Consider the following 26304-nt stretch of genomic DNA (forward strand, 5'->3'; position numbering starts at 1 on the left):
TTGAATAGAAAGGAGAATTTTCTTTGGAACGGATTTATTTAGACCATGCCGCAACGTCACCAATGCACCCTGATGTTGTCGAAACAATGGTACCGTTTATGACGGAAATTTTCGGCAATCCTTCAAGTATTCATTTCTTCGGAAGACAAAGCCGTCACGCGATTGACGTGGCACGGGAAACAGTTGCCAAAAGCATCGGAGCAAAAGAAAATGAAATTATTTTTACAAGCGGTGGGACGGAAGCAGATAATCTAGCTTTAGTTGGTGTGGCAATGGCAAATCGCCAAAAAGGAAAGCACATTATTACAACAGCGATTGAACATCATGCTGTTCTGCACACGTGTCATTACCTTGAAAAACAAGGATTTGAAGTGACGTATCTTCCTGTTGATGAGCGCGGAAAAATTTCTTTGGAAGATTTTCAACGCGCGCTTCGTGATGATACGATTCTTGTTTCGATTATGTTTGGCAATAATGAAGTAGGTGTTTTGCAGCCAATTAAAGAAATTGGCCAAATGTTGAAAGAGCATCAGGCGTTCTTCCATACCGATGCCGTACAAGCTTACGGACTTATTCCGATTGATGTAAATGAGCTTCATATTGATTTGCTATCTGTTTCCGCTCATAAAATCAATGGTCCAAAAGGTGTCGGATTTTTATATGCAAGGGAAACGGTGAAGCTCATTCCGCGTTTATATGGAGGCGAACAAGAACGGAAACGTCGTGCTGGAACGGAAAATGTAGCCGGAATTGTCGGAATGGCGAAGGCAGTTGAAATTGCGCGGCAAACAATGAACGAGAAAGCGAGTATGTATCGTTCATTTAAAGAGAAAATGCTGGGAATTTTTGAACAGGAAGGTATTCCGTACATCGTGAATGGAGACGAAAATAATTCGCTTCCGCATGTGTTGAATGTCGCTTTTCCAGGAACGAATGTTGAGTCAATGCTTGTAAACTTAGATTTAGCTGGGATTGCAGCTTCAAGCGGTTCTGCTTGCACAGCGGGATCGATTGATCCGTCTCACGTTCTTGTTGCTATGTTTGGTAAAGAATCGGAACGAATTCGCTCTTCGGTTCGTTTTAGCTTCGGGCTTGGAAATACAGAAGAACAAATCGAAAAAGCCGCTTATGAAACAGTAAAGATTGTACGGAGACTGACAAACAAATAGGATGGAGGTTACCTCATGAACAAAGCACCAAAAGATACTCGTGTCGTTGTTGGCATGTCAGGAGGTGTCGACTCTTCCGTCGCGGCATTGCTTTTAAAACAGCAAGGATATGACGTTATCGGTATTTTTATGAAAAACTGGGATGATACAGACGAAAATGGAGTATGTACAGCAACAGAAGATTACAACGATGTTATGCGTGTTTGCAATCAAATCGGTATTCCATATTATGCCGTTAATTTTGAAAAAGAATATTGGGATAAAGTGTTTACGTATTTCTTAGATGAATATAAAGCAGGTCGCACACCGAATCCGGATGTACTGTGCAATAAAGAAATTAAATTCAAAGCATTTTTAGAGCACGCGATGTCTCTCGGAGCGGATTATTTAGCAATGGGGCATTATGCGCGTGTAGAATATCGCGATGGCGAATATAAAATGTTGCGCGGCGTTGACCAAAATAAAGACCAAACCTATTTCTTAAATCAATTAGGACAAGAGCAACTTTCAAAAATTATGTTCCCAATCGGGAATATTGAAAAAGCGAAAGTACGGGAGATCGCAAAAGAGGCAGGACTTGCCACAGCAACAAAAAAAGATAGTACTGGCATTTGTTTTATCGGGGAGCGCAACTTTAAAGAATTTTTAAGTAGTTATTTGCCAGCTCAGCCTGGAACGATGCAAACATTAGACGGAGAGGTAAAAGGAACACATGATGGCCTAATGTATTATACGATTGGACAACGTCACGGTCTTGGAATTGGCGGAAGCGGTGAGCCTTGGTTTGTTGTCGGCAAAAATCTAAAAGAAAATATTTTATATGTTGCGCAAGGATTTAATAACGAACTACTATATTCTGATGCTATTATTGCGACGAATGTCAACTGGGTATCTGGTAAAATACCGACAGAACCGGTAAAATGTACGGCGAAGTTTCGTTATCGTCAACCGGATACAGGTGTTACTGTTCATGTTATGGACGAACAGACAGTAAAAGTGGTCTTTGACCAACCGGTACGTGCTGTGACGCCTGGTCAAGCAGTTGTCTTTTACAACGGTGAGGAGTGTCTTGGAGGCGGAACGATTGATGAAGTGTTCCGCGGCGGCGAAAAACTTTGGTATGTCGGCTAATGAATGAAAAAACCTCAACTCTTGGCTGAGTTGAGGTTTTATGTATGTTAAACTAAAAAGGGAGTTGAAGTGAAATGGAAGATAAAAACACTTTAGGAGTTCAATATATGCAACAAGGGAAATATGAAGAAGCGGTTAAGTGCTTTAATGAAGCGATTGAAGCAAATCCAAACGATCCCGTTGGTTACATTAACTTCGGAAACGTGTTGGCAGCGGTCGGCGAAGAGGAGAAAGCGCTCAAATTTTTTCAAAAAGCGATTGAACTTGATGACTCTGCAGCAGCTGCTTATTATAGCATCGGTTCGCTTTATTATAACCGCCAACAATTCTTACAAGCGAAAGACATGTTTGAAAAAGCGATTCAAAAAGGGATGGAAAATGCTGATGTTTTTTTCATGCTTGGCATGTCACTTATGTTTTTGGAACAGCCGAGGCTTGCACTTCCATATTTGCAGCGTGCCGTTGAATTAAATGAGAACGATGTGGAAGCGATTTTTCAGTTTGGCCTTTGTTTAGCGCAGTTGGAGTTCGTTGATGAAGCGATGAAACAATTCCATAAAACGATTCAATTAGATGAAAATCATGCCGATGCTTACTATAACCTAGGAGTTGCCTACGCCTATAAAGAGGATGTACAGACAGCACTCAACATGTTTACAAAAGCGCTTGCCATTCAGCCTGATCACTTACTCGCAGGGCATGGAAAGAAATTAATGGAAAAGGCATTAAAGCAACATTAATGAAAAAGTGGAGGGAAAACAGGTGCAACAACAAGAGACTTTCGACTTCATTGAAAAATCGTTTATTAAAGGAACTCATGTTGCGACGATTTTTCATAATGAGAGTAATTTGTATTCCGTCGTTCGCATTCGAATTGATGAAACAAATGAACCTTTTGATGAAGCAGAAGTTGTTGTAACTGGATATTTCCCTCGGATGTATGAACATGACACTTATATTTTTTATGGTGCGTTTAAAGATCATCCGAAATTTGGAAGGCAATATGTTGCCCACCATTTTCGCAAAGACTTTCCAAAAACCAAGGAAGGAGTTATTCAATATTTATCCAGTGATTTGTTTAAGGGAATCGGTAAAAAAACGGCGGAAGCAATTGTTGAAACTTTAGGAGAAAACGCGATTTCTGTCATATTAGCAGACCCGGAAGCATTACATAAAGTGCCGAAACTTTCAAAGGCAAAGGCTCAGGAACTATATGAGGCATTAAAAGAGCATCAAGGCTTAGAGCAGATTATGATTGCTCTTTCCCAATTTGGTTTTGGCCCGCAGCTATCGATGAAGATTTATCAAGTGTACAAAGATGAAACGCTCGAAATCATTCAACAAAATCCATACCAACTCGTTGAGGATGTTGAAGGAATCGGCTTTGGACGTGCTGATGACTTAGGGTACCAATTAGGGATTTCGGGAAATCACCCTGACCGCATTCGTGCGGCTTGCTTATTTGTTCTCGAACGCGATTGTTTGCAGGAAGGGCACGTTTATTTAACCGAAGAACAACTGCTTGTCAATGTCAAACATTTGCTTGAAGCGAAACGGGACGAGGAAATTCCGGAAACGGCCATTTCGCAGCAATTATTAATGCTTATCGAAGAAGGAAAACTAATTGAGGAAGATGCCAAGTTTTATATTCCGTCGCTTTATTTTGCGGAAAAAGGGATTGTAACGAACATAAAACGACTGTTACAACAAACAGACGCAGTGACCGTTTTTCCTGAATCAGAATTTTTGCTGGCGCTCGGGAGACTCGAGGAACGTCTTTCCGTTCAATATGCTCCTTTGCAAAAAGAAGCCATCCAAAAAGCGCTTGCCTCTCCAGTCTTTATTTTGACAGGTGGACCGGGGACAGGAAAAACGACTGTCATCAAAGGAATTGTCGAAATTTTTGCCGACTTACATGGTCTCTCCCTTAACCCAAAAGATTATGATAAAGAAAATCCTTTCCCAATTTTGCTAGCAGCGCCAACTGGACGGGCAGCAAAGCGAATGAGCGAATCGACAGGCTTACCGGCGGTGACAATTCATCGTTTGCTCGGTTGGAACGGTGTAGAAGGCTTTGCGCATGATGAAGATGAACCGATTAACGGTAAACTGCTGATTGTCGATGAAATGTCGATGGTTGATACGTGGCTGGCGAACCAGCTTTTTAAATCGCTTCCGGATGGCATTCAAGTCATTCTTGTCGGCGATGAAGACCAATTGCCATCTGTCGGACCGGGACAAGTATTGAAAGATTTGTTGCAAACAGATACCATTCCAACCGTTCGCCTTACAGAAGTATATCGCCAATCAGAGGGTTCCTCGATTATTGATCTAGCCCATCATATTAAAAATGGTACACTTCCTGCTGACATTGCTGCACCGAGAGCGGACCGTTCTTTTATTAAATGCAATGCTTCACAAGTGTTAGAAGTTGTTCGCCAAATTGCCGCCAATGCAAAAAGCAAAGGCTATAGTGCCAAAGATATTCAAGTGCTGGCCCCAATGTACCGCGGACCAGCAGGAATTGACAATTTAAACAAAATGCTTCAAGAGTTATTTAATCCAAAGTCCGAACAAAAGCGCGAACTTTTATTTGGTGAGGTTATTTATCGGGTTGGCGACAAAGTGTTGCAGCTTGTCAACCAGCCTGATCAAAACGTCTTTAATGGAGATATGGGCGAAATTGTGGCGATCTTTTACGCAAAAGAAAATACGGAAAAGCAAGACTTAGTCGTTGTTTCGTTTGACGGGAATGAGGTTACATATACTCGCCAGGATTTAACGCAAATTACTCACGCTTATTGCTGCTCGATTCATAAATCACAAGGAAGCGAATTCCCGATTGTTATTTTGCCGATTGTCAAAAGCTATTATCGAATGCTGCGGCGAAACTTAATTTATACAGCTGTGACAAGAAGTAGACAATTTTTAATTTTATGCGGCGAGGAAGAGGCGCTGAAATTAGGGGTCGCTCGCTGCGATGATGGAGCTCGCCAAACGACATTGGCACATAAGCTGACTGAAATCGTAAAGCCGATAGAAGAAGGAGAACTTCCACTTGAGGATGCGCACGTTGGCATGGAAAACGTTTCACCGTATGACTTTATGGAAGAAAGCGCAACATAAAAATGTTCGGAAAGGTGGCGAGCTCTTTGCGAACATTTTCACTCGTAAAAGGATTGCCCGTTTATGAACAGGAAACGGGCAAAATGCTTGGAAAAGTAAGTGACCTTTGTTTTACGAATACAGGAAAAATAGAAGGGCTAATCATGGAGTGCAAAAAATTTTTCGAGCGCTGTCGTTATATCCCGATGTCAGCCATTACAGCGATAGGAACAGACGGGGTAATCGTCGCCGTTTCTTCTGCCATTCAGCATGTAAATCTTTCCGAACAAAGCTACTCTCTTTATACGCACCGAGGGATTGCCGGCAAACCAGTTATTACTTCTAAAGGCGAAAAACTTGGGTTATTAGATGATGTATATTTTCATGAACATTTGGGCACAATCGAAGGATATGAGATAACAGAAGGCTTCTTTGCTGATGTAACGGAAGGGAAAAAAAGGATTCAAACGGTCCCTCTTACTGTCGGGGAAGAAGCGATTATCGTGAACACAATTGTCTAAGGAGAGTGGCCTCGGTGCTTCAGTGCCCAAATTGTAAAAGTAAAGACTTAGGAAAAATCGGCGTCAATCAGTATTATTGCTGGAATTGCTTTATTGAACTTTCCGTTTCTAAAGGAATGATTTACACTCACCAAGTGGAAGAAGACGGTACTTTAAGCTCTCTCGATGATTTATTTGATGAAAATGAACGGACCATTAATTTTTAGGGGGGAAGCAGCATGAACCGTACCGTTACCTCTTTAGTGGCGATTGGTTTAGGTGTTGCAGCATATCAATATGCTCAACGCAATAACTTCAACGGCAGAACAATTAGAAAAATGGGAAGACGTTTAAGAAGAGCGATTTTCTAGAGCATGATCAGCGGCTGACTTATTGCTTTTAAGTCAGCTGCTCTTTGTTTGTGAATCATAAAATACGTTAAAGCGCTTTTCAAGTTTAAATAAAATTCCCGCTTTATGAGGAAATTCGCATAATTGTTATGAATTCCCTCACACTAATAATGTGGGAGGGATATTTTTTGCGCGAACAACAGTTATTGTCATTTGTCCGATTAGGGAAAGTCTTATTAATCATCGTTATGGTTTACTTAGTTATTCGCCTAAAAGCGATTTGGGTACCTATATTTGATTTATTATTTACAGCAATAACTCCTTTTGCGATTGCTGGATTTATTACGTATTTGCTGCATCCGCTTATTGAAAATATTCATGAACGAGGAATTCCGAGAGTTTTAGCGATTTTAATTATTTACATCATGTTTTTCGGCGGCATTGGCTATGGATTGTATAAAGGTATTCCTCTTTTTATACAACAATTAAGAGACTTAAGCGAAAATTTGCCGGGATTAATCGAAACATACAAAGGATGGACAAAACGAATTCACAATGAGACATCCGCTTGGCCCGAAGATATTCATGAACGAATTGAAACATTATTAGTACAGGCGGAACAATCAGTAGGGAATTTACTAACAATGATTTTGAACAGTCTAAAAGGTTTCGTCAATTCAGCGATGGTTTTTGCGTTAATCCCGTTCATCGTCTTTTACATGTTAAAAGATATTGAGCAAATAAAAAAAGCGGTCTGGTACCTTACTCCAAAACGTTGGCGTTCTCGTGGGATAGCGTTTTTAAAAGATGTTGATGAGTCGCTTGGCAATTATATTCGCGGCCAGTTATTTGTTTGTTTAATTATTGGTACGATTGCCACTGTTGCCTTATGGATTGCCGGAATGAAATATCCTTTATTGCTCGGGATTATTATTGGTGTTACGAATATTATCCCGTATTTCGGCCCCATTATTGGCGCTGTTCCAGCGGTGATTTTGGCAGCAACCATTTCAATTAAGATGGTGATGATTGTCGTTGTCATTATTTTTGTGCTGCAGTTTTTAGAAGGCAATATATTGTCTCCTTTTATTGTTGGAAAAAGTCTTCACATGCATCCGCTTGTCATTATGTTTGCGTTATTTCTTGGTGGGGAAATTGGGGGGATTGTAGGATTAATTTTGGCAGTACCTTTCGCAGCTGTTTTAAAAGTAGCATTATTACATGTGAAAGCACAGTTCAGCAATCATTGACAAAATAATCTTAACTTGTCTATAATTTGAATGAAAATGGATACATAAACGCGATGAAGGATCGAGTATGTTACAGTCCATCTTAAAGCGCGAGTTCGCGCACAGAGAGGAATTTCCGCGGCTGAAAGAAATTCCAGATGAAGGGTAACAGAACGCTAATCCAGAGCGCAGGCAAAACCTGCCGGGGAAGTCACGTTACGGCTTTTGAGGTGATGAACGTTTTTTACGTTCATAAACAGGGTGGTACCGCGAGCAAAACTCTCGTCCCTGAGCAGGGATGAGAGTTTATTTTTTTAAATAAAGAAAAGAGGAGGAAAGGATATGAAAAAGCTAACATCTGCGCAAGTTCGTCAAATGTTTCTTGACTTTTTTAAAGAAAAAGGTCATGCAGTTGAGCCAAGTGCGTCTTTAATTCCGATTGATGATCCATCGTTATTATGGATTAACAGCGGTGTGGCAACGTTAAAAAAGTATTTTGATGGCCGTGTCATTCCAGATAATCCGCGCATTTGTAATGCACAAAAGTCGATTCGTACAAATGATATTGAAAATGTCGGTAAAACAGCGCGTCATCATACGTTCTTTGAAATGCTCGGTAACTTCTCAATCGGTGATTATTTCAAACGCGAAGCGATTCATTGGGCGTGGGAATTTTTAACGAGCGATAAATGGATTGGCTTTGATCCAAATCGCTTATCCGTCACTATTCATCCTGAAGACGACGAGGCGTTTGAAATTTGGAACAAAGAAATCGGCATTCCAGAGGAGCGCATTATTCGTTTGGAAGGGAACTTCTGGGATATTGGTGAAGGGCCAAGCGGACCAAATACAGAGATTTTCTATGACCGCGGGGAAGAATTCGGAAATGACCCGAACGATCCGGAATTATATCCAGGCGGTGAAAACGAACGCTATTTAGAAGTATGGAACCTTGTGTTTTCGCAATTTAACCATAATCCAGACGGTACATATACGCCACTTCCAAAGAAAAACATTGATACGGGTATGGGGCTAGAGCGCATGTGCTCTATCTTACAAAATGTACCGACCAACTTTGATACAGATCTATTCATGCCGATTATCAAGGCAACAGAAGAAATTTCTGGTGAGAAATATCGTGTTGATGCTGACAAAGATGTTGCGTTCAAAGTGATTGCAGACCATATTCGTACAGTGACATTTGCCATTGGTGATGGTGCGCTTCCTTCAAACGAAGGTCGCGGTTATGTATTGCGTCGCTTGTTGCGCCGTGCGGTACGTTATGCGAAAAAATTAAACATTGACCGTCCATTTATGTATGAATTAGTTCCAGTTGTCGGAGAAATCATGGTCGATTATTATCCAGAAGTAAAAGAAAAAGCGGAGTTTATTCAAAAAGTGATTAAAAATGAAGAAGAACGCTTCCATGAAACACTTCATGAAGGACTGGCGATTTTAGCAAGCGTTATTCAAAAAGAAAAAGAACGAGGTAGCGATACGATCTCCGGTGAAGATGTATTCCGCTTATACGATACATATGGCTTCCCGGTTGAATTAACAGAAGAGTATGCGGAAGAAGAAGGTATGAAAGTCGATCATGAAGGCTTTGAACGAGAAATGGAACGCCAACGTGAACGTGCCCGCGCAGCTCGTCAAGAAGTCGATTCGATGCAAGTACAGGGCGGCGTTCTTGGCGACATTCGAGTGGAAAGCCAATTTGTTGGCTACGATCAACTTCGCACGGAGTCTGTTGTGAAAGTTATTGTGAAAAACGGCGAATTAGTTGATGAAGTCAACGAAGGAGAAGAAGCGCAAATTATTCTCGATGTAACACCATTCTATGCTGAAAGCGGCGGACAAATTGCTGACCAAGGTTGGATTGAAAATGATACAGCGAAAGTATATGTCAAAGACGTACAAAAAGCGCCAAATGGTCAACATTTGCACCATGTGATTGTCGAAAAAGGAACGCTCAAAAAAGGTGAAACATATACAGCGCATCTAAACGAACAGAAGCGTGCCAATATTATTAAAAACCATACAGCGACACACCTTCTCCATCAAGCATTAAAAGATGTACTCGGCGTTCACGTTAACCAAGCTGGTTCTTTAGTGACTCCGGAGCGCTTACGTTTTGACTTCTCTCATTTTGGACAAGTAAAACCGGAAGAATTAGAACAAATCGAAGCGATTGTCAATGATAAAATTTGGCGCAGTCTCACTGTTGAAATTGATTATAAACCGCTTGAGGAAGCAAAAGCGATGGGAGCGATGGCGCTGTTTGGTGAAAAATATGGCGATATTGTTCGCGTTGTGAAAGTTGGCGATTACAGTCTAGAGCTTTGCGGCGGCTGCCATGTGCCAAATACTGCAGCGATCGGCTTGTTTAAAATTGTTTCCGAATCTGGAATCGGAGCAGGTACGCGTCGCATTGAAGCGGTAACCGGGGAAGCAGCATATCGTTTAATGAATGAGCAAATTGCCTTATTACAAGAAGCGGCACAAAAATTAAAAACAAATCCAAAAGATATTGTCAGCCGGATTGATACGTTAATGAACGAAATCCGTGAATTGCAGCGCGAAAATGAATCATTAGCTGCCCGCTTAGGTAACATGGAAGCGGCGAATCTTGTGAATAAAACTAAAGAAATAAATGGTGTAAATGTACTGGCAAGTAAAGTAAATGCAACAGATATGAATAATTTGCGTACGATGGTCGATGAATTAAAACAAAAATTAGGTTCTGCTGTCATCGTGTTGGCATCTGTACAAGGAGAAAAAGTGAATCTGATTGCTGGCGTGACAAAAGATTTAGTTGACAAAGGATATCATGCTGGTCAATTAATTAAAGAAGTAGCAACGCGATGCGGCGGCGGTGGTGGCGGCCGTCCGGATATGGCGCAAGCGGGAGGAAAAGATCCAAATAAGGTGGATCAAGCTCTTCAATTTGTCGAAGAATGGGTAAAATCCGTTTTATAATTCGCTTAGATGGTGTACAATGGATGTAAGATGGATATGCCGGATTCTGCCGAATCTGAGAGAGAGGTGCAAAGCGATGAGCTCATTTGATAAAACAATGCAGTTTAACTTCTCAGAGGAGCCAGTCGAAACAGACATTAAGGAAGTGCTGTTTACTGTGTACGAAGCGCTGAAAGAAAAAGGATATAATCCGATTAACCAAATTGTTGGCTATTTGTTATCTGGCGACCCAGCTTACATCCCGCGCCATAGAGATGCAAGAACGCTCATTCGAAAGATTGAACGAGATGAATTAATTGAAGAGTTAGTGAAATCCTATTTACACAAGCACCGAGAGGATTAATATATGCGTGTACTAGGTTTGGATTTGGGAACGAAAACATTAGGAGTCGCTATTAGTGATGAACTTGGCTGGACAGCTCAAGGACTTGAAACAATAAAGATTGATGAAGAACAAGGGCAATTTGGTCTTAAGCGACTTCGGGAGCTTATTGAAGAGTATCATGTCGAAGCAATTGTACTCGGATTTCCAAAAAATATGAACGGAACGGTTGGTCCACGTGGTGAAGCAAGTCAGCAATTTGCCGAAATATTAAAACAAGAATTCGGTCTTCCAGTGATTTTATGGGATGAGCGTCTTTCAACGATGGCAGCAGAGCGTATGTTAATTGCCGCCGATGTCAGCAGAAAAAAGCGAAAGCAAGTGATCGATAAGATGGCGGCAGTCATGATTTTGCAGTCCTATCTTGATAGTAAAAATTAAATTGAGGTGAACATAATGGAACATGGCGATAAACATATTACAGTAGTCGATGAGAATGGAAATGAACAATTATGTGAGGTCCTTTTTACATTCGAATCTGAAGACTTTGGAAAATCATACGTTTTTTACTACCCAATCGGTGCAGAATATGACGATGAGGAAGAAACAGAGATTCACGTTTCCGCTTTTATCCCAGGGGAAGGCGAGGAAGAAGGAGAGCTTCAGCCAATCGAAACAGAAGAAGAATGGGATATGATTGAAGAAGTTTGGAATACGTTCTGTGCTGAACAAGAAGAGGGAGACGAAGAATAAGTGGAAAAGGGTGACCGTTACGCACGGTCACCTTTTTTTAGGAAATAGACGGCTAATAGCGAAAAATGTGAAAATTTGTAGTATAATATCACGAGTGAGAGGAGGAGGAAGATGGTGAATCAGTTTACGAATCAACAAAAAGACGCACAACTTGTCAGGAAAATTGTGTTGATTGTCTCTGCTGTGATGTTACTTTTTCTAATGATTGCTGTGGGTGGAAGTTATATATATATAAAATCGGCCTTAAAACCTGTCGACCCTAAAGATAAAAAAACGATTCATGTGTCGATTCCAATCGGCTCTTCTGTGAGCGAAATCGCAGCTATTTTGGAAGAAAAAAGAATTATTAAAGATGCAACCATTTTTCGCTATTATGTGAAATTTAAAAATCATGCTGACTTCCAGGCTGGAGAATATGAACTCAATCGGGCGATGACGTTAGAAGAGATTATTGCTTCATTGAAGACCGGAAAGGTAGCCAAAGAAACAAAATTGAAAATTACGATACCAGAAGGAAAGCAATTGACACAAATTGCCACAATTGTTGCGCAAAAGACAGGTTACAAAAAAGAGGAATTTATGGCTAAGATGAATGACCGAAACTATATAAAACAACTAATCAAAAAATATCCGACGATTTTATCTGAGGAAATTTTAAATAAAAATATTCGTTATCCGCTTGAAGGATATTTATTCCCAGCTACGTATTCATTCCACGAAAAGAAACCGTCAATGGAAACGATCATCGAAGCGATGCTCGATAAAACGGAAGAAGTCATAATGAAATATGAAGTAGAAATGGGAGAAATGGAATTTACGCCGCATAAATTATTAACGATGGCTTCGCTCATTGAGGAAGAAGCAACAGCAAAAACAGACCGTGAAAAAATTGCGAGCGTATTTTACAACCGCTTGCGGGTAGGTATGCCGCTGCAAACGGACCCAACCGTTCTTTATGCGCTCGGCAAACATAAAGATCGCGTTTATTATAAAGACTTAAAAGTGAATTCTCCTTACAATACTTATATTCATAACGGTTTACCACCTGGTCCGATCGCCAATGCCGGTGAAATGTCGATTCGGGCGGCCTTACAGCCAGCGGAAACGGATTATATGTATTTCCTTGCAACGCCAAATGGAGAAGTGATTTTTACAAAAACGTTAAAAGAGCATAATCGCGAAAAAGCGAAATATATTGGCAAACAGTAGAAAAGCTAGGGAATGGCTAGAAAAGAGAAAAAAGTTTCGCATTCTTATCTTATTTATGATAGTATATATAAAGTTATGAATCATTTTTTCACAAGAGTTCAGTTATTGGACTCTTATTTTTTCGAGGAGGAACTCGATTTGTTATCACCGGAAGTCACAAGTTATTTAGAAACGCTCATTCCAAAGCGTGAACACGAAATAGAGGAAATTGAAGAATACGCCAAAGAACATGATGTTCCGATCATGGAATTAGTCGGTATTGAAGCGATGTTGCAAATATTAAAATTAGTGCAGCCAGCAAAGATTTTAGAAATCGGTACAGCGATTGGCTATTCGGCTATTCGAATGGCTAAAGCGTTGCCGAATGCCAACATTGTGACATTAGAACGTGACAAAGAACGATATGAACAGGCGCTTTTTTATATAGAGAAAACGAACACTGCGAAACAAATTAACGTACTCTTTGGCGATGCTCTTCATCTGTATGAAGAGGTCGCCAATTATGGGCCTTTTGACGCTATTTTTATCGATGCGGCGAAAGGGCAGTACCTTCGCTTTTTTGAAATGTATGAGCCGCTATTAAACAAAAACGGGATTATTATTACCGATAATGTATTGTTTAAAGGTCTAGTTGCTCACGCTGAACCGATTGAAATGAGGCGGATTCGCAGTTTAGTAAAGAAGATACGTGAGTACAATGAGTGGCTTATGGCTCATCCGAGCTATGATACGGTGATTTTACCGCTCGGAGACGGAATAGCGATATCTAGAAAAAGAGGTGAACAATGATGAAAAAACCAGAATTGCTTGTAACGCCAATTGATGTTGCGCACATTCGCGATTTGGCAGAAGCAGGTGCTGATGCTGTTATGATCGGTGAGCAGCGCTATGGATTGCGTTTGGCGGGAGAATTTAAACGGGAAGATATTGTTGAAGCAGTGAAAATCGCCCATCAGCATAATGTAAAAGTGTATGTAGCAATGAATGCCATTTTCCATAATGATAAAGTGGACGAGTTAGGCGACTATGTAAAATTTTTAGCGGATACGGGCGTAGATGCGATCGTGTTTGGCGATCCAGCTGTTTTAATGACCGTGCGTGAAGTAGCACCGCATATGAAATTGCATTGGAACACAGAAACAACAGCGACGAACTGGTATACCTGCAACTACTGGGGACGTAAAGGGGCAAAACGCGCTGTGCTTGCCCGTGAAATTAACATGGATGCCATCATTGAAATCAAAGAGCATGCTGAAGTAGAAATCGAAGTGCAAGTTCACGGAATGACATGTATGTTCCAATCAAAGCGCTCGCTCATTGGTAACTATTTTGAATATCAAGGAAAAGTAATGGAAATTGAAAAACGTAAATATGAAAAAGGAATGTTCCTTTACGATAAAGAGCGCGATAATAAATATCCGATTTTCGAAGACGAAAACGGGACACACATTATGAGTCCGAATGATATTTGTATCATTGATGAATTGGAAGAAATGATTGATGCCGAAATCGATAGCTTTAAAATTGACGGCATCTTACAAGAACGGGAATATATTACCGAAGTAACGAAAAAATACCGCCTTGCCATCGATTTATGCGCAGAAAACCGTGAAGAGTATCGAAAAGTAAAAGATCAATTGCTGGCGGAAATCGAAGAAATTCAGCCGAAGCATCGACCGTTAGATACAGGCTTTTTCTTTAAAGAGACGGTTTATTAATTTTAAAGAAAAGGAGGAGAAGAACATGATTGTAAAAAACGATAAAATTTCCGAAATTATTAACGGAAAGCGCGTCATTACGAAAAAGCCAGAGTTGCTTGCTCCAGCCGGCAACTTAGAAAAGCTAAAAGTAGCGATTCTCTATGGCGCGGATGCCGTTTTTATCGGCGGTCAAGAGTACGGTCTCCGTTCTAATGCTGATAACTTCACATTAGAAGAAATCGCTGAAGGTGTGCGTTTTGCAAACAAATATGGTGCGAAAATTTATGTAACGACAAATATTTATGCACATAACGAAAACATTCCAGGATTAGATAAATATTTGAAAGGGTTAGAAGAAGCCGGTGTTACCGGAATTATCGTTGCTGACCCGCTTATTATCGAAACAGCGCGCCGCATCGCACCGAAGCTTGAAGTGCATTTAAGTACTCAACAGTCTCTAACAAACTGGAAAGCTGTTCAGTTTTGGAAGGAAGAAGGATTAGAGCGCGTTGTATTAGCACGGGAAACAAGCGCAGAAGAAATTCGCGAAATTAAGGAGAAAGTCGATATTGAAATTGAAGCCTTTATTCATGGGGCGATGTGTATTGCTTATTCAGGTCGCTGTGTGTTAAGTAACCATATGACAGCACGCGACTCTAACCGCGGCGGCTGCTGTCAGTCATGCCGTTGGGATTATGACTTATATAAATTAGATTCTGGAAAAGAAATCGCTTTGTTTGATGAGAATGACGCACCGTTTGCAATGAGTCCGAAAGACTTAAACTTAATTCAATCGATTCCGAAAATGATTGAATTAGGCATTGACAGTTTAAAAATTGAAGGACGTATGAAATCCATTCACTACGTGGCAACGGTCGTAAGTGTATACCGCAAAGTGATTGATGCATATTGTGCCGACCCTGACAATTTCGTCATTAAAAAAGAATGGCTTGAGGAACTTGACAAATGTGCGAATCGTGATACGGCACCGGCCTTTTTTGAGGGAGTTCCTGGTTATAAAGAACAAATGTTTGGTGTTCATAGCAAGAAAACAACTTATGATTTTGTCGGCCTTGTGTTAGACTACGACAAGGAAACAAAAATGGTGATATTACAGCAACGAAACTTCTTTAAACCTGGCGATGAAGTAGAATTTTTTGGACCGCAAATCGAGAACTTTACACAAAAAATTGAGAAAATTTGGGACGAAGATGGAAACGAATTAGATGCGGCACGTCATCCGCTGCAAATTGTCAAATTTAGAGTAGACAAAGAAGTCTTCCCATACAACATGATGAGAAAGGGGCATTGAGATTAACATGGGGAAGAAACCGGTTGTCATCGGAGTCGCTGGCGGCTCCGGCTCGGGGAAAACGAGCGTAGCAAAAGCGATTTATGAACATTTTCAAGGGCATTCCATTTTAATGCTAGAGCAAGATTACTATTACAAAGATCAAAGCCATTTACCATTTGAAGAGCGGCTAAAAACGAACTACGATCATCCGCTTGCCTTTGATAATGACTTGCTCATTGAGCATCTTGAAAAATTGCTTAATTACGAACCGATTGAAAAACCGGTATATGACTATGCTTTGCATACTCGTTCAGATGAAGTGATTTACGTAGAACCGAAAGATGTGATCATCTTAGAGGGGATTCTCGTACTAGAAGATGAACGATTGCGCAACTTAATGGATATTAAAGTATACGTTGATACAGATGCAGATATTCGCATTATTCGCCGCTTGCTCCGCGATATTAAAGAGCGTGGCCGCACTCTGGAATCGGTTATTGAACAATACGTTTCTGTTGTTCGTCCAATGCATAACCAATTCATTGAACCAACGAAACGATATGCCGATATTATCATTCCAGAAGGCGGACATAACCATGTCGCGATTGATTTAATGGTAACAAAAATTCGCACAATTCTTGAACAAAAAGCAATTTTGTAATAACATAACATAGATATAAAATAAAATATGTTTACAGTTTTGATATGTTAACCGTACGAACAACCGTTTTCGTTGTTCGTACATTTTACATATGTAGAAAAAATTAAAGGAGTGAAGGGATATGGCAGTAGAAAAACAGTATCCGATGACGAAGGAGGGAAAGGAAAAGTTAGAACAAGAACTAGAATATTTAAAAACGGTAAAACGCAAGGAAGTGGTTGAGCGCATTAAAATTGCTCGCAGCTTTGGCGACCTTTCTGAAAACTCTGAGTATGATGCTGCAAAAGATGAGCAAGCATTCGTTGAATCGCGAATTCAAACGCTTGAGAATATGATTCGTAACGCCAAAATTATTGAAGAAGATACAGAAAATCCACATGTTGTTACATTAGGGAAATCTGTAACTTTTATCGAACTGCCTGATGGAGAAGAAGAAACATATACAATTGTAGGAAGTGCAGAAGCTGATCCATTTGAAGGAAAAATTTCAAACGATTCGCCAATTGCAAAATCTCTTCTTGGAAAACAAGTTGGCGATGAAGTAACGGTACAAACGCCTGGCGGCGAAATGCTTGTAAAAATTGTAGCAGTAAAATAGGTTTTAAACGGTGACACCTCGTCGAAAATGAAGACGAGGTGTTTTTTATGTTAACGAAAAGAGTCTGGTTTATTTTATTTACTATTCAACTTGGTATCGCTTTATTAATTGGGAGAATTATACAAATACAACTTGTCAGCACGGAGTCTTTTTCTAAAGAAAAAGTGAATCTCATTGAAGCAAGTGTCGCACAAAGAACCCAAGAAATGGTGCTTGATGATGGCCGAGGAACATTTATTGACCGAAATGGCAAACCATTGATGCATGATTACATTCCAACTTTAGTTTTATTTCCGTTTTTAAAAAAAATGGATTGGCCGATTGAAAAACTAGCTACGATCATAAATGTTTCAGCTAATGTGATTCAGCAAGCATTACAAGAACAAAAACAACCATTTATTTTTATGATGAATAATGAGCCTTTGCGATTAACGGAGACACAAATGAAGAAGATTAATCAGCTACGTATTCCTGGGGTATTTGCGGTAAAAAAGCAATATCCACTGGAAAAGAAATATGCCGAACATTTAATTGGATTAATAAGAGAAAATCCAGATTTGTTACGGTCGCGTTATCCTGATAAAATGCATTTATCTCCGAAAACGAAAATCGGCATTTCCGGACTGCAAGGGGCTTTTGATGAATTTTTAATTCCGGATGGAGAAACAAGACTGTTATATCATGTTGATGGTGACGGCGGTCCTTTATTTGGACTTCAGGTGAAGTACAGCGAACCAGCGAATCCATTTTATCCGGTTTCGGTTCAAACGACAATTGATCGCGATTTACAAGAAATCGCTCAAGAGGTTGTTAGAGAACATGGTTTAAAAAAAGGTGGTCTAGTTTTGCTTGATGTTGAAACAAATGATATTTTAGCGATGGTCAGCGTCCCGGAAATCAATACACATGACCCTTATGCGGATAATGATTCCGGCAATCAGATGATTCTTCCACAGATTCCAGGCTCTATTTTTAAAACGGTCATTGCTGCTGCGGCGATCGAACAAGGTCTTGTCTCTCCTTATCGAACGTTTGACTGCAGTAAAACAATCGATGGAAAACCTGAAGAAAATCATAACTATGGAATGCTTAATTTTGCTGATAGTTTTGCCTTAAGCTGTAACAATACATTCGGGACGTTAGGAAAAGAGCTTGTTGAACAAGATAAAGACATCATTGAGAAATATGCACAAAAACTCGGGTTATATCCACTAGTTAGTTGGAAAGGTCATGTTTATCATTTTGAAAATTTTAAGCAGCTTCCGGAAGAAAAAAAGGGAATCATCTGGCATGATAATAAGGACAAATATGTTCCGCTAGCAGTGGCCCAGACAGCAATTGGACAAAAAGATGTTCGTATCTCACCGCTAGCAGTAGCCAATATGATGGCAACCATTGCAAGAAACGGGGAAGCGAAGCAAGTGCGAGCAGTAAACAAAATCCTTTATAAAAATGGAACAACATTTTTTTCCTTCCCTGAGCAAAAATTTTCAAATGAAACTATTTCATACAATACGGCTCTAACATTACAGAAATTATTGAGAAGTGTCGTGACTCATGAGGAAGGTACAGGAAGAAGGTTTCAAACATTGCCTTATGAAGTTGCGGGGAAGTCTGGAACGGCAGAAACAGGAAAAATAACATCTCATGACGAAGAACTCATTAATAAGTGGTTTGCAGGCTTCTTCCCTGCTGATTCACCGAAATATGCACTTGTTGTAGTAGAATTAGAACAAACGAGCAATAAAGCTGTGACAAATGATGTCTTTTATGATGTTGTCAAGAGGATATATGAGTTTAATGAACAACATTCATAAATATCTAAATAGGACATAAATATGGAATTGCTGCGAAATAGTTTATAAGGAGACGTACGAATGATAAAATAGAAAACGATTTAAAAAAGGAGAGGGGTAAGATAAGGTTGTTGACAAAACCAAAAACATCTTTCCAAGGAGCCCGCTATGAGCAACGGGCAAAACGAAGAAAAGTAAACCGCATTTTAAATACATTAATTGGTTTCGTGTTCACTCTCATTCTCTTTTTTGGCTGGCAATTAATATTTTCTAATGACAAAGAACCAGAGAAAGCGAGCCATCCAGTGAACGAGAAAAAAGAAGAAACAGTAGAAAAAGAGGAGAAAGAGGACAAAGAAAGCGTAAAAGTCGAATTTAATGAGAATGTGAAAAACGACAATAAAGAAGAATTAGAAGAGGAAAGCGAACAGGAAACGAACGAAGAAGTAACCGTGATTGAAGGAGATCCAAATTCAAATATTATTCAAGAAATTGTCAACCCATCATGGCAGCCGATTGGTACAACGCAATCAGAACCACATGTAACAACCTTTGAGAAAGAATCTGTTGACTGGAAAGAAATGCTTGATGCAATCAGCTATGCTACTCGCCTATCTCAATCAGAAATGATTGTTTGGTTTATCGGCAATAATGGACCGAACAAAGCTGTTGCTACCATTTCCACGAAGGATAAGCAGCAGAATTATAAAGTGTATATTGAGTGGGTGGAGCAGCAAGGTTGGAAACCAGTGAAAGTTCAACAATTACGAAATAGAGAATAGAGGCTAGTAAGTGTCTGACCTCACTCGTCATCCACCGTATATCACGTGTTTCTAAAACGTGATGTATGATCGATTGAGGTGAGGCGTCTGACACTTTCCTTAGCCTCTTATTTTTTTGCTTTAAAGTGAACGACTGCACTGTAAAAACGTTCCCCATTTGGTCCGATATGCATTTGATGAGAAACGTGATGAACTTCTAACAAAATGGCTTTATTATGCTCAATTTGCTCATTAATTTTTTTCTCTAACGTTTGGATGTCAGTTGCTTCAAAAAATTCAATTTTATCTTCGATGATGTCTAACGTAAAATTCATTGTATCCCCCTCACTTTTTTGTCGTTTTACAAGCAAAGTGTAGCAAATTTCCTACTTGAGTTCCAATAGAGCAAAGAGATTCTGATTGAATAAACTCAAAACTTATGATACATTGAGAACAGATTTATTACTAATTCATACTATATCTATAAGAATTATAATATTTATGAGGTGTGACATCATGGGAAGAGAATTTCTTGAGCTATTTGAAACATGGGCAAATTCATATGACGAGTCCGTTGAAGGTCATGACGAACAATATCGCGAGGTATTTGAAGGATATGAAGCGATTTTAAATACAGTTGTTAACAAATCAGGAAACGTAGTGTTGGAATTTGGTGTCGGTACTGGGAATTTAACAAAAAAACTTCTCGATGCCGGAAAAACAGTGTATGGCATAGAGCCTTCAGCACCAATGAGGGAAAAAGCGTTCGAAAAACTAGGGAACAGTGTGTCGATTCAAGATGGAGATTTCTTACAATTCCCTGTTCCGAAAGAGACGATTGATACAATTGTCAGCACATATGCGTTTCACCATTTAACAGACGAAGAAAAAGCACAAGCCATCGTAAACTATGGAAAGTTGCTTCATAAAGGTGGTAAAATAGTGTTTGCTGATACGGCATTTGCGAACCAGGAGGCGTTCCAGCAGACGATTAATGAAGCGCTTGAGCGCGGATTCCATAACCTTGCTGAAGATTTGCAAAGAGAGTATTATACAACGCTTGATGCGCTTGAGCGCATGTTTATAGCGGGTGGCTTTTCTGTTGAATTTACCCGCTTAAATAAATTCGTCTGGTTGATGGAGGCTGTAAAACAGTAGGAAAGAGGTAGAGGAAATGAAAATTGCAATTATTGGCGCAATGGAAGAGGAAGTAACAATTTTACGGGAACAAATCGCAAACCGCGAAGACACAGTAATCGCTAATTCCGAGTTTTACACAGGAAAGATTAATGATGTGGATGTTGTTTTATTAAAGTCAGGAATTGGAAAAGTGAATGCTGCAATGTCAACGGCGATTTTGCTTGAGCGCTTTAAGCCGGATTATGTCATTAACACGGGCTCTGCGGGTGGATTTTTACAAACATTAAATGTCGGTGATATCGTTATTTCTACTGAAGTTGCTCATCACGATGTCGATGTAACAGCATTTGGTTATGAATATGGTCAAGTGCCAGGGATGCCAGCACGTTACACAGCAGATAAGAAATTGGTGGAAGTGGCAGAGAAAAGTGCGCAACAAATTACCAATATTCAAGTTGTGAAAGGGTTAATCGCAACAGGGGATTCATTTATGAATGATCCAGCTCGCGTTGATTTCGTGCGTACGAAATTTGCTGACTTATATGCAGTAGAAATGGAAGCGGCGGCGATTGCGCAAGTTTGTACGCAATTTAACGTACCGTTTGTTATTATTCGTGCATTGTCTGATATTGCTGGAAAAGAGTCAAACATTTCCTTTGAGCAGTTTTTACACACAGCAGCACTTCATTCCTCAAATTTAGTGTTATCGATGTTAACAGCATTAAAGAACTAAATATGCGTGAAAAGAGGGAGGAGAATCCTTCCTCTTTCCATGTACACATATAAGGAGTGACATCATGAAAGTTTATAAAAATGTTCATGAATTAGTCGGACACACCCCAATCGTGGAGATTACGCAATTTCCGTTACCAGATGGAGTGCGCTTGTTCGCTAAACTTGAATATTTTAATCCAGGTGGCAGCATTAAAGATCGTTTAGGCCAGGAATTGTTACGTGATGCGTTCGAGACAGGAAAATTAAAAGAAGGCGGCACCATTATTGAGCCAACAGCGGGGAATACTGGAATCGGATTAGCACTGGCGGCCATCGGCAAAAATGTTAACGTCATTTTTTGTGTTCCGGAAAAATTTAGCGTCGAAAAGCAAGAGCTAATGAAAGCGCTAGGAGCTAAGGTTATTAATACACCAACGAGCGAAGGAATGAAAGGTGCGATAAAGAAGGCACAAGAATTATCAAAAGAAATTCCGAATTCCTATTGTCCACAGCAATTTGCTAATCCCGCCAATCCGCGAACATACTACAAGACGCTTGGACCTGAGCTTTGGGAACAACTGGACGGACAAATTGACATTTTTGTCGCTGGAGCGGGATCAGGCGGTACATTTATGGGAACGGCGCAATTTTTAAAAGAAAAGAACTCAAAAATTAAAACGGTTATCGTTGAACCAGAAGGCTCGATTTTGAACGGAGGAGAGCCGGGACCGCATAAGACGGAAGGAATCGGTATGGAGTTTCTTCCGGAATATATGGATACAAGTTACTTCGATGCGATTCATACTGTATTGGATGAAGACGCTTTCCGGCGCGTCAAAGAATTAGCAGCAAAAGAAGGATTGCTTGTAGGGAGTTCTTCCGGAGCAGCGTTTCATGCGGCACTCGTTGAAGCAGAAAAAGCGAAACCGGGAACAAATATTGTCGTTATTTTCCCGGACAGCAGTGAGCGTTATTTAAGCAAAAAAATTTATGAAGGTGGGATTTAATCATGAGACGTAAGACGAAATTAATTCACGGTGGTATTTCAGGAGACCCACATACAGGGGCTGTTTCGGTTCCAATTTATCAAGTAAGTACTTACAAACAAGAGGGAATCGGCGGACATAAAGGATTTGAATATTCGCGTACGGGAAATCCAACTCGTCATGCATTAGAGCAGCTAATTAAAGATCTTGAAGAAGGTCATGCTGGTTTCGCATTCAGTTCTGGTATGGCGGCGATTACAGCTGTGATGATGTTGTTTAACAGCGGCGACCATGTGATTTTGACAGACGATGTATACGGCGGCACATACCGTGTTATGACGAAAGTGTTAAACCGTTTAGGAATTGAATCAACGTTTGTTGACACGAGCGATGTAACAAACATTGAAAAAAATATCAAACCAAATACAAAAGCCATTTACATCGAGACTCCAACCAACCCGCTTTTAAAAATTACGGATATTCAAGAAGCGGCAAGGCTGGCGAAAAAACACGGCTTATTAACGATTGTCGATAATACATTCAGCACGCCATACTGGCAAACACCGATTACGCTTGGCGCTGATATTGTTCTTCACAGCGCAACAAAATATTTAGGCGGCCATAGTGATGTGGTTGCTGGTCTTGTTGTCGTGAATTCAGAGCAACTTGCACAGGATTTGCATTTTATCCAAAACTCAACAGGCGGCATTCTTGGTCCACACGATTCATGGCTATTAATGCGCGGAATTAAGACGCTTGGAATTCGTATGGAAGAGCATGAGGAGAATACACGCAAAATCGTGGAATTTTTAGCGAGCCATCCAGCGGTGAAAAAAGTGTATTATCCGGGCTTAGAATCTCACCCAAATCATGAAGTGGCGAAAAAGCAAGCGCGCGGATTCGGTGGTATGGTTTCTTTTGATGTGGGCAGCGCAGAAAAAGCCGATCAGCTGCTAAACAGCGTAAAATACTTTACGCTTGCGGAAAGCTTAGGAGCAGTGGAAAGTTTAATTTCGCTTCCGGCTAAAATGACGCATGCTTCGATTCCGAAAGAGCGCCGCGAAGAGCTTGGCATTACGGATGGATTAGTGCGCATTTCTGTTGGATTAGAAGATGTGGAAGATTTAATAGAGGATTTAGCTCAAGCGTTAAAGTAGGCAGTTGGTTAAAATTACATCCCCCATTTTTCGAAACATATGGTACATTTAATGAGGAAAGTGGGGGATATGATGGAACAACAAAAAAAACAATGGAAAGAAAAAGCAACTGACTATAAAACATATGCGGGTGTTTTATTAGCGTTAAGCGTCTTTTTCTATATTGGTATGCTCATCCCAGCAGACCAATCGATGATTGCGATAGAAAAGAAACCGTTTTTGCTTGGCCTTATTGTTATTTTATTAGTCGGAGCTTTTTCCTTTTACCAAAAAGCTGTCAAATATATTCGCCTATTGCGCGAACTTGACCAATAGCCCTATCCGTTGCACCATAACGGATAGGGCTATTGTTTATTTTTCTAAATTGCTGTTTACAAATATGGAAGTTTTGGATATAATTACCTCTATAAAATTTTTCAAAAGGGAGGTCGAATACAATGATGATGAAAACTGGCACATTCATAATGTACAATTTTATAAGCCGATTCGAAACTATTCGACCGACCGTTGTTCACAAGCAGTAGTTTTATACGTTAGACGAGTTGTAGCCGCAGGGAGAATAGTTCGTTGCCTGTGGTTTTTTATTTCCAAAGCCGCAGGACGACACTGTACCTGCGGTTTTTTGTTTAAAGGAGGTGAAATGGAATGACGATTCATTTGTTTTTTATTACGGTGACAATTGAAATACGAAAGCCGACAAACGAAGAATTGGAGCATTACCGTTATGTGCGTCAGCTTGAAGAAGAAATAGTAGACCGTAAATGTAAAGTTTACCGACCGTTTTAATCACAAAATTGGAAAAGGAAAGGGGTTTTTTTCAATGGAAACGATAAAGTATTTGCTTATTATGTGGATTTTGGGGACGGGAGATTCCACCTAATTGAATGGCAGGGGGAATGAATGGGTGTTACGGGTTTTCTTATTTACGCTCTCTTTTCGCAAAAGAAAGAAGAAGACATTAAACAAACGTTTTCATAAATTGTTCACATCCCGTGTAATCCACTGGTTTTTTCAAAATGTAAAATAAAATCAAAGAAGCATAAGGGAGGAAAACGGGATGTTCGCAATGGTGATGGGGATTATTATTACAGCAACGATCGGTTTAATTATTGGCACAGAAGTAAGCGTGGAAGCAGAATAATAAAGAAAAGGAGCAATCCCTTAACGATTGCTCCTTTTACTTTGCGAAAGTATGTGGCTATCTCCGCTTCTCTTTTTCGTTTCGATAAAACTCATGAAACATTTTCATGAGCGCCCGCTTTTCAATTCGAGATACATAGCTTCTTGAAATGCCAAGTTCTTTGGCGATTTCCCGCTGCGTTTTTTCCTTCTGTAAATCAAGGCCAAACCGGCTAATAATCACTTTTTTTTCACGTTCATCAAGAATGTCAATATATTTTCTAATTTTCTCTAATTCCATGTTTAATTGGATCATATCAACGACATCATCTTCTGATTCGGATTTTAAGATATCGAGGAGGCTGATTTCGTTCCCTTCTTTGTCTTGACCAATCGGGTCATGAAGGGAGACATCTTTTTTCGTTTTTTTTAAAGAACGGAGATGCATCAATATTTCGTTTTCAATACACCGAGCCGCATAGGTGGCAAGTTTCGTCCCTTTCCCTTGGGAATAGCTTTCAATTGCCTTAATAAGACCGATCGTACCGATGGAAATTAAATCTTCCGTATCTTCTCCTGTGTTTTCAAATTTTTTTACGATATGGGCAACAAGGCGTAAGTTATGTTCAATTAAAATGTTTCTTGCTTTCTGATCTCCTTGTGCCATAAGCTGTAAATATTTTTCTTCTTCTTGTGGGCTTAACGGTTGAGGAAATGCATTATTCTTGACATATGACACTAAAAACAGTAGCTCTTTTACAATAAAAGCTAACGCAGATAATAAACCGGACATCTTCTCACCTCACGCCAATAATTTTAGGCGTTTGCCTATTATTCTATATGTATGAAAATCAAAGTCTGTCCGTGTTTATTTATGAAAAAAAGATAAGAAATTGCGGCTAAGTATTAAAAAGAACGCTAATCTTTTTTCTTTCATGTATAATGGTATAGTATAATTTTTTCGGAATATCGTTTAAAAAAGAAGCTTGTCTTTGTACATACATAGGAGGGAAATAAAGTGCATGAACTGATTCAAACGATTTTTACGTTTTTAGCGGACCTAGGATATATAGGGGTTGCGCTTGGATTAATGATTGAGATCATTCCGAGTGAAATTGTATTGTCTTATGCAGGATATTTAGTATCGCGCGGGGAAATTACGTTTATCGGTGCGGTCATTGCCGGCACGATCGGCGGTACACTCGCGCAAGTTTTTCTTTATTGGATGGGATATTACGGCGGCCGTCCATTTTTAGATAAATACGGTAAATATTTGTTGATTAATAAAAAACATCTTGATGTATCTGAGGAATGGTTTCAAAAATATGGAACAGGGGTTATTTTTACCGCTCGTTTTATTCCGGTTGTGCGCCATGCGATTTCGATACCAGCCGGAATTGCCAAAATGCCGCTGTCTAAATTTACGCTATACACAACGGCTGCTGTGATTCCATGGTCGATTTTCTTTATTTATCTCGGTGAAAAGTTAGGTGACAATTGGCAGCAAATTGATGAAATGGCAAGACCTTATTTGCAGCCGGTTATTACAGGAGCTATTATTGCTACACTTCTTTACATATTAGTGAGATTTATCAAGAAAAGAAAAGGGAAATAATAACTTTGTTAAGCGG

General features: G+C 39.9%; 29 protein-coding genes and 1 other annotated feature. Of the genes, 27 read left to right on the forward strand and 2 right to left on the reverse strand.

Features of this window, described 5'->3' with window-relative positions:
* Positions 1–23: 23 nt before the first annotated feature.
* From HNQ85_RS00175 to HNQ85_RS00270, 20 genes are all read left to right on the forward strand, one after another.
* Positions 24–1169 carry a cysteine desulfurase family protein gene (locus HNQ85_RS00175; RefSeq protein ID WP_181535059.1) on the forward strand — a complete coding sequence of 382 codons (1146 nt, stop codon included), beginning with the start codon at positions 24–26 and terminating at the stop codon, positions 1167–1169.
* A gap of 15 nt (positions 1170–1184) precedes the next feature.
* Entirely contained in the window at positions 1185–2300 is a 1116-nt protein-coding gene (mnmA, locus tag HNQ85_RS00180; RefSeq protein ID WP_181535061.1) for a tRNA 2-thiouridine(34) synthase MnmA, read from the forward strand.
* Between the two features lie 74 nt (positions 2301–2374).
* Positions 2375–3040: a tetratricopeptide repeat protein gene (locus HNQ85_RS00185; protein ID WP_181535063.1), complete on the forward strand. Its 666-nt coding sequence runs from the start codon at positions 2375–2377 to the stop codon at positions 3038–3040.
* A 22-nt stretch (positions 3041–3062) separates the two neighbouring features.
* Positions 3063–5426 (forward strand): SF1B family DNA helicase RecD2, encoded by a 2364-nt coding sequence (recD2, locus tag HNQ85_RS00190; RefSeq protein ID WP_181535065.1) that lies wholly within the window; start codon positions 3063–3065, stop codon positions 5424–5426.
* Between the two features lie 26 nt (positions 5427–5452).
* Positions 5453–5926: a PRC-barrel domain-containing protein gene (locus HNQ85_RS00195; protein WP_181535068.1), complete on the forward strand. Its 474-nt coding sequence runs from the start codon at positions 5453–5455 to the stop codon at positions 5924–5926.
* Between the two features lie 14 nt (positions 5927–5940).
* On the forward strand, positions 5941–6132 hold the full coding sequence (locus tag HNQ85_RS00200) for a hypothetical protein (protein WP_181535071.1): 192 nt from the start codon (positions 5941–5943) through the stop codon (positions 6130–6132).
* 12 nt (positions 6133–6144) lie between these two features.
* On the forward strand, positions 6145–6276 hold the full coding sequence (locus HNQ85_RS00205; protein WP_181535073.1) for a YrzQ family protein: 132 nt from the start codon (positions 6145–6147) through the stop codon (positions 6274–6276).
* Positions 6277–6443: 167 nt separating this feature from the next.
* The gene (locus HNQ85_RS00210; RefSeq protein WP_181535075.1) at positions 6444–7505 is read left to right on the forward strand and encodes an AI-2E family transporter; all 1062 of its coding nucleotides are present in this window, start codon (positions 6444–6446) and stop codon (positions 7503–7505) included.
* Positions 7506–7549: 44 nt separating this feature from the next.
* Positions 7550–7777 (forward strand) — a binding site (T-box leader).
* 49 nt (positions 7778–7826) lie between these two features.
* A complete protein-coding gene (alaS, locus tag HNQ85_RS00215) occupies positions 7827–10463 on the forward strand; it encodes an alanine--tRNA ligase (RefSeq protein ID WP_181535077.1) in 2637 nt (878 codons plus the stop codon).
* 76 nt (positions 10464–10539) lie between these two features.
* Positions 10540–10806, forward strand: coding sequence for an IreB family regulatory phosphoprotein (locus HNQ85_RS00220; protein ID WP_181535079.1), 267 nt, complete (start codon positions 10540–10542; stop codon positions 10804–10806).
* A gap of 3 nt (positions 10807–10809) precedes the next feature.
* Positions 10810–11226 (forward strand): Holliday junction resolvase RuvX, encoded by a 417-nt coding sequence (gene ruvX, locus HNQ85_RS00225; protein ID WP_181535081.1) that lies wholly within the window; start codon positions 10810–10812, stop codon positions 11224–11226.
* Positions 11227–11241: 15 nt separating this feature from the next.
* A complete protein-coding gene (locus HNQ85_RS00230; RefSeq protein WP_181535083.1) occupies positions 11242–11538 on the forward strand; it encodes a DUF1292 domain-containing protein in 297 nt (98 codons plus the stop codon).
* 111 nt (positions 11539–11649) lie between these two features.
* The gene (mltG, locus tag HNQ85_RS00235) at positions 11650–12747 is read left to right on the forward strand and encodes an endolytic transglycosylase MltG (RefSeq protein WP_181535085.1); all 1098 of its coding nucleotides are present in this window, start codon (positions 11650–11652) and stop codon (positions 12745–12747) included.
* A 138-nt stretch (positions 12748–12885) separates the two neighbouring features.
* The gene (locus HNQ85_RS00240) at positions 12886–13536 is read left to right on the forward strand and encodes an O-methyltransferase (RefSeq protein ID WP_181535088.1); all 651 of its coding nucleotides are present in this window, start codon (positions 12886–12888) and stop codon (positions 13534–13536) included.
* Positions 13536–14465, forward strand: a complete 930-nt coding sequence (locus HNQ85_RS00245; protein WP_181536452.1) for a peptidase U32 family protein — start codon at positions 13536–13538, stop codon at positions 14463–14465. The genes HNQ85_RS00240 and HNQ85_RS00245 overlap by 1 nt, the downstream gene beginning before the upstream one ends.
* Before the next feature lie 25 nt (positions 14466–14490).
* Positions 14491–15759 carry a peptidase U32 family protein gene (locus HNQ85_RS00250; protein WP_181535090.1) on the forward strand — a complete coding sequence of 423 codons (1269 nt, stop codon included), beginning with the start codon at positions 14491–14493 and terminating at the stop codon, positions 15757–15759.
* A gap of 7 nt (positions 15760–15766) precedes the next feature.
* On the forward strand, positions 15767–16402 hold the full coding sequence (gene udk, locus HNQ85_RS00255; protein ID WP_181535092.1) for a uridine kinase: 636 nt from the start codon (positions 15767–15769) through the stop codon (positions 16400–16402).
* A gap of 121 nt (positions 16403–16523) precedes the next feature.
* A complete protein-coding gene (gene greA, locus HNQ85_RS00260; protein WP_181535094.1) occupies positions 16524–17000 on the forward strand; it encodes a transcription elongation factor GreA in 477 nt (158 codons plus the stop codon).
* Positions 17001–17047: 47 nt separating this feature from the next.
* Positions 17048–18817, forward strand: a complete 1770-nt coding sequence (locus tag HNQ85_RS00265; RefSeq protein ID WP_181535096.1) for a peptidoglycan D,D-transpeptidase FtsI family protein — start codon at positions 17048–17050, stop codon at positions 18815–18817.
* A gap of 107 nt (positions 18818–18924) precedes the next feature.
* A complete protein-coding gene (locus tag HNQ85_RS00270; RefSeq protein WP_246326752.1) occupies positions 18925–19578 on the forward strand; it encodes a YrrS family protein in 654 nt (217 codons plus the stop codon).
* Between the two features lie 107 nt (positions 19579–19685).
* Here HNQ85_RS00270 and HNQ85_RS00275 read toward each other — a convergent pair whose 3' ends face one another.
* Positions 19686–19892 carry a YrzA family protein gene (locus tag HNQ85_RS00275; protein WP_181535098.1) on the reverse strand — a complete coding sequence of 69 codons (207 nt, stop codon included), beginning with the start codon at positions 19890–19892 and terminating at the stop codon, positions 19686–19688.
* A 181-nt stretch (positions 19893–20073) separates the two neighbouring features.
* Between HNQ85_RS00275 and HNQ85_RS00280 the strand changes: the two genes are divergently transcribed.
* The 6 genes from HNQ85_RS00280 (at position 20074) to HNQ85_RS00305 (ending at position 24340) form a co-directional block, all read left to right on the forward strand.
* Positions 20074–20715: a class I SAM-dependent methyltransferase gene (locus HNQ85_RS00280; RefSeq protein ID WP_181535100.1), complete on the forward strand. Its 642-nt coding sequence runs from the start codon at positions 20074–20076 to the stop codon at positions 20713–20715.
* 16 nt (positions 20716–20731) lie between these two features.
* Entirely contained in the window at positions 20732–21430 is a 699-nt protein-coding gene (mtnN, locus tag HNQ85_RS00285) for a 5'-methylthioadenosine/S-adenosylhomocysteine nucleosidase (RefSeq protein ID WP_181535102.1), read from the forward strand.
* 64 nt (positions 21431–21494) lie between these two features.
* Complete coding sequence (locus tag HNQ85_RS00290; RefSeq protein ID WP_181535104.1) at positions 21495–22418, forward strand: PLP-dependent cysteine synthase family protein; 924 nt, start codon at positions 21495–21497, stop codon at positions 22416–22418.
* A 2-nt stretch (positions 22419–22420) separates the two neighbouring features.
* Complete coding sequence (locus HNQ85_RS00295; RefSeq protein WP_181535106.1) at positions 22421–23554, forward strand: bifunctional cystathionine gamma-lyase/homocysteine desulfhydrase; 1134 nt, start codon at positions 22421–22423, stop codon at positions 23552–23554.
* A gap of 72 nt (positions 23555–23626) precedes the next feature.
* Positions 23627–23869 carry a YrhC family protein gene (locus tag HNQ85_RS00300; protein WP_181535108.1) on the forward strand — a complete coding sequence of 81 codons (243 nt, stop codon included), beginning with the start codon at positions 23627–23629 and terminating at the stop codon, positions 23867–23869.
* A gap of 330 nt (positions 23870–24199) precedes the next feature.
* Positions 24200–24340, forward strand: coding sequence for a YrzI family small protein (locus HNQ85_RS00305; protein ID WP_181535110.1), 141 nt, complete (start codon positions 24200–24202; stop codon positions 24338–24340).
* A 412-nt stretch (positions 24341–24752) separates the two neighbouring features.
* Here the strand turns inward: HNQ85_RS00305 and sigK are convergent, their stop codons facing one another.
* Positions 24753–25466: an RNA polymerase sporulation sigma factor SigK gene (gene sigK, locus HNQ85_RS00310; RefSeq protein ID WP_181535112.1), complete on the reverse strand. Its 714-nt coding sequence runs from the start codon at positions 25464–25466 to the stop codon at positions 24753–24755.
* Positions 25467–25691: 225 nt separating this feature from the next.
* On the opposite strand from sigK, the gene HNQ85_RS00315 reads away from it, so the two are divergent.
* Positions 25692–26288: a DedA family protein gene (locus HNQ85_RS00315; protein WP_343046466.1), complete on the forward strand. Its 597-nt coding sequence runs from the start codon at positions 25692–25694 to the stop codon at positions 26286–26288.
* Positions 26289–26304: the final 16 nt, after the last annotated feature.

It is taken from the genome of [Anoxybacillus] calidus (assembly GCF_013760845.1).
Classification (GTDB): Bacteria; Bacillota; Bacilli; order Bacillales; family Anoxybacillaceae; genus Paranoxybacillus; species Paranoxybacillus calidus.

Bases quoted from the DNA above. Each gene is read 5' to 3' on its own strand.
- mnmA (WP_181535061.1), top strand. From the start codon at position 1,185: ATGAACAAAGCACCAAAAGATACTCGTGTCGTTGTTGGCATGTCAGGA.
- HNQ85_RS00185 (WP_181535063.1), top strand. From the start codon at position 2,375: ATGGAAGATAAAAACACTTTAGGAGTTCAATATATGCAACAAGGGAAA.
- HNQ85_RS00205 (WP_181535073.1), top strand. From the start codon at position 6,145: ATGAACCGTACCGTTACCTCTTTAGTGGCGATTGGTTTAGGTGTTGCA.
- alaS (WP_181535077.1), top strand. From the start codon at position 7,827: ATGAAAAAGCTAACATCTGCGCAAGTTCGTCAAATGTTTCTTGACTTT.
- HNQ85_RS00220 (WP_181535079.1), top strand. From the start codon at position 10,540: ATGAGCTCATTTGATAAAACAATGCAGTTTAACTTCTCAGAGGAGCCA.
- ruvX (WP_181535081.1), top strand. From the start codon at position 10,810: ATGCGTGTACTAGGTTTGGATTTGGGAACGAAAACATTAGGAGTCGCT.
- HNQ85_RS00230 (WP_181535083.1), top strand. From the start codon at position 11,242: ATGGAACATGGCGATAAACATATTACAGTAGTCGATGAGAATGGAAAT.
- mltG (WP_181535085.1), top strand. From the start codon at position 11,650: ATGGTGAATCAGTTTACGAATCAACAAAAAGACGCACAACTTGTCAGG.
- HNQ85_RS00245 (WP_181536452.1), top strand. From the start codon at position 13,536: ATGAAAAAACCAGAATTGCTTGTAACGCCAATTGATGTTGCGCACATT.
- HNQ85_RS00250 (WP_181535090.1), top strand. From the start codon at position 14,491: ATGATTGTAAAAAACGATAAAATTTCCGAAATTATTAACGGAAAGCGC.
- udk (WP_181535092.1), top strand. From the start codon at position 15,767: ATGGGGAAGAAACCGGTTGTCATCGGAGTCGCTGGCGGCTCCGGCTCG.
- greA (WP_181535094.1), top strand. From the start codon at position 16,524: ATGGCAGTAGAAAAACAGTATCCGATGACGAAGGAGGGAAAGGAAAAG.
- HNQ85_RS00265 (WP_181535096.1), top strand. From the start codon at position 17,048: ATGTTAACGAAAAGAGTCTGGTTTATTTTATTTACTATTCAACTTGGT.
- HNQ85_RS00275 (WP_181535098.1), bottom strand. From the start codon at position 19,892: ATGAATTTTACGTTAGACATCATCGAAGATAAAATTGAATTTTTTGAA.
- HNQ85_RS00280 (WP_181535100.1), top strand. From the start codon at position 20,074: ATGGGAAGAGAATTTCTTGAGCTATTTGAAACATGGGCAAATTCATAT.
- mtnN (WP_181535102.1), top strand. From the start codon at position 20,732: ATGAAAATTGCAATTATTGGCGCAATGGAAGAGGAAGTAACAATTTTA.
- HNQ85_RS00290 (WP_181535104.1), top strand. From the start codon at position 21,495: ATGAAAGTTTATAAAAATGTTCATGAATTAGTCGGACACACCCCAATC.
- HNQ85_RS00295 (WP_181535106.1), top strand. From the start codon at position 22,421: ATGAGACGTAAGACGAAATTAATTCACGGTGGTATTTCAGGAGACCCA.
- HNQ85_RS00300 (WP_181535108.1), top strand. From the start codon at position 23,627: ATGGAACAACAAAAAAAACAATGGAAAGAAAAAGCAACTGACTATAAA.
- HNQ85_RS00305 (WP_181535110.1), top strand. From the start codon at position 24,200: ATGACGATTCATTTGTTTTTTATTACGGTGACAATTGAAATACGAAAG.
- sigK (WP_181535112.1), bottom strand. From the start codon at position 25,466: ATGTCCGGTTTATTATCTGCGTTAGCTTTTATTGTAAAAGAGCTACTG.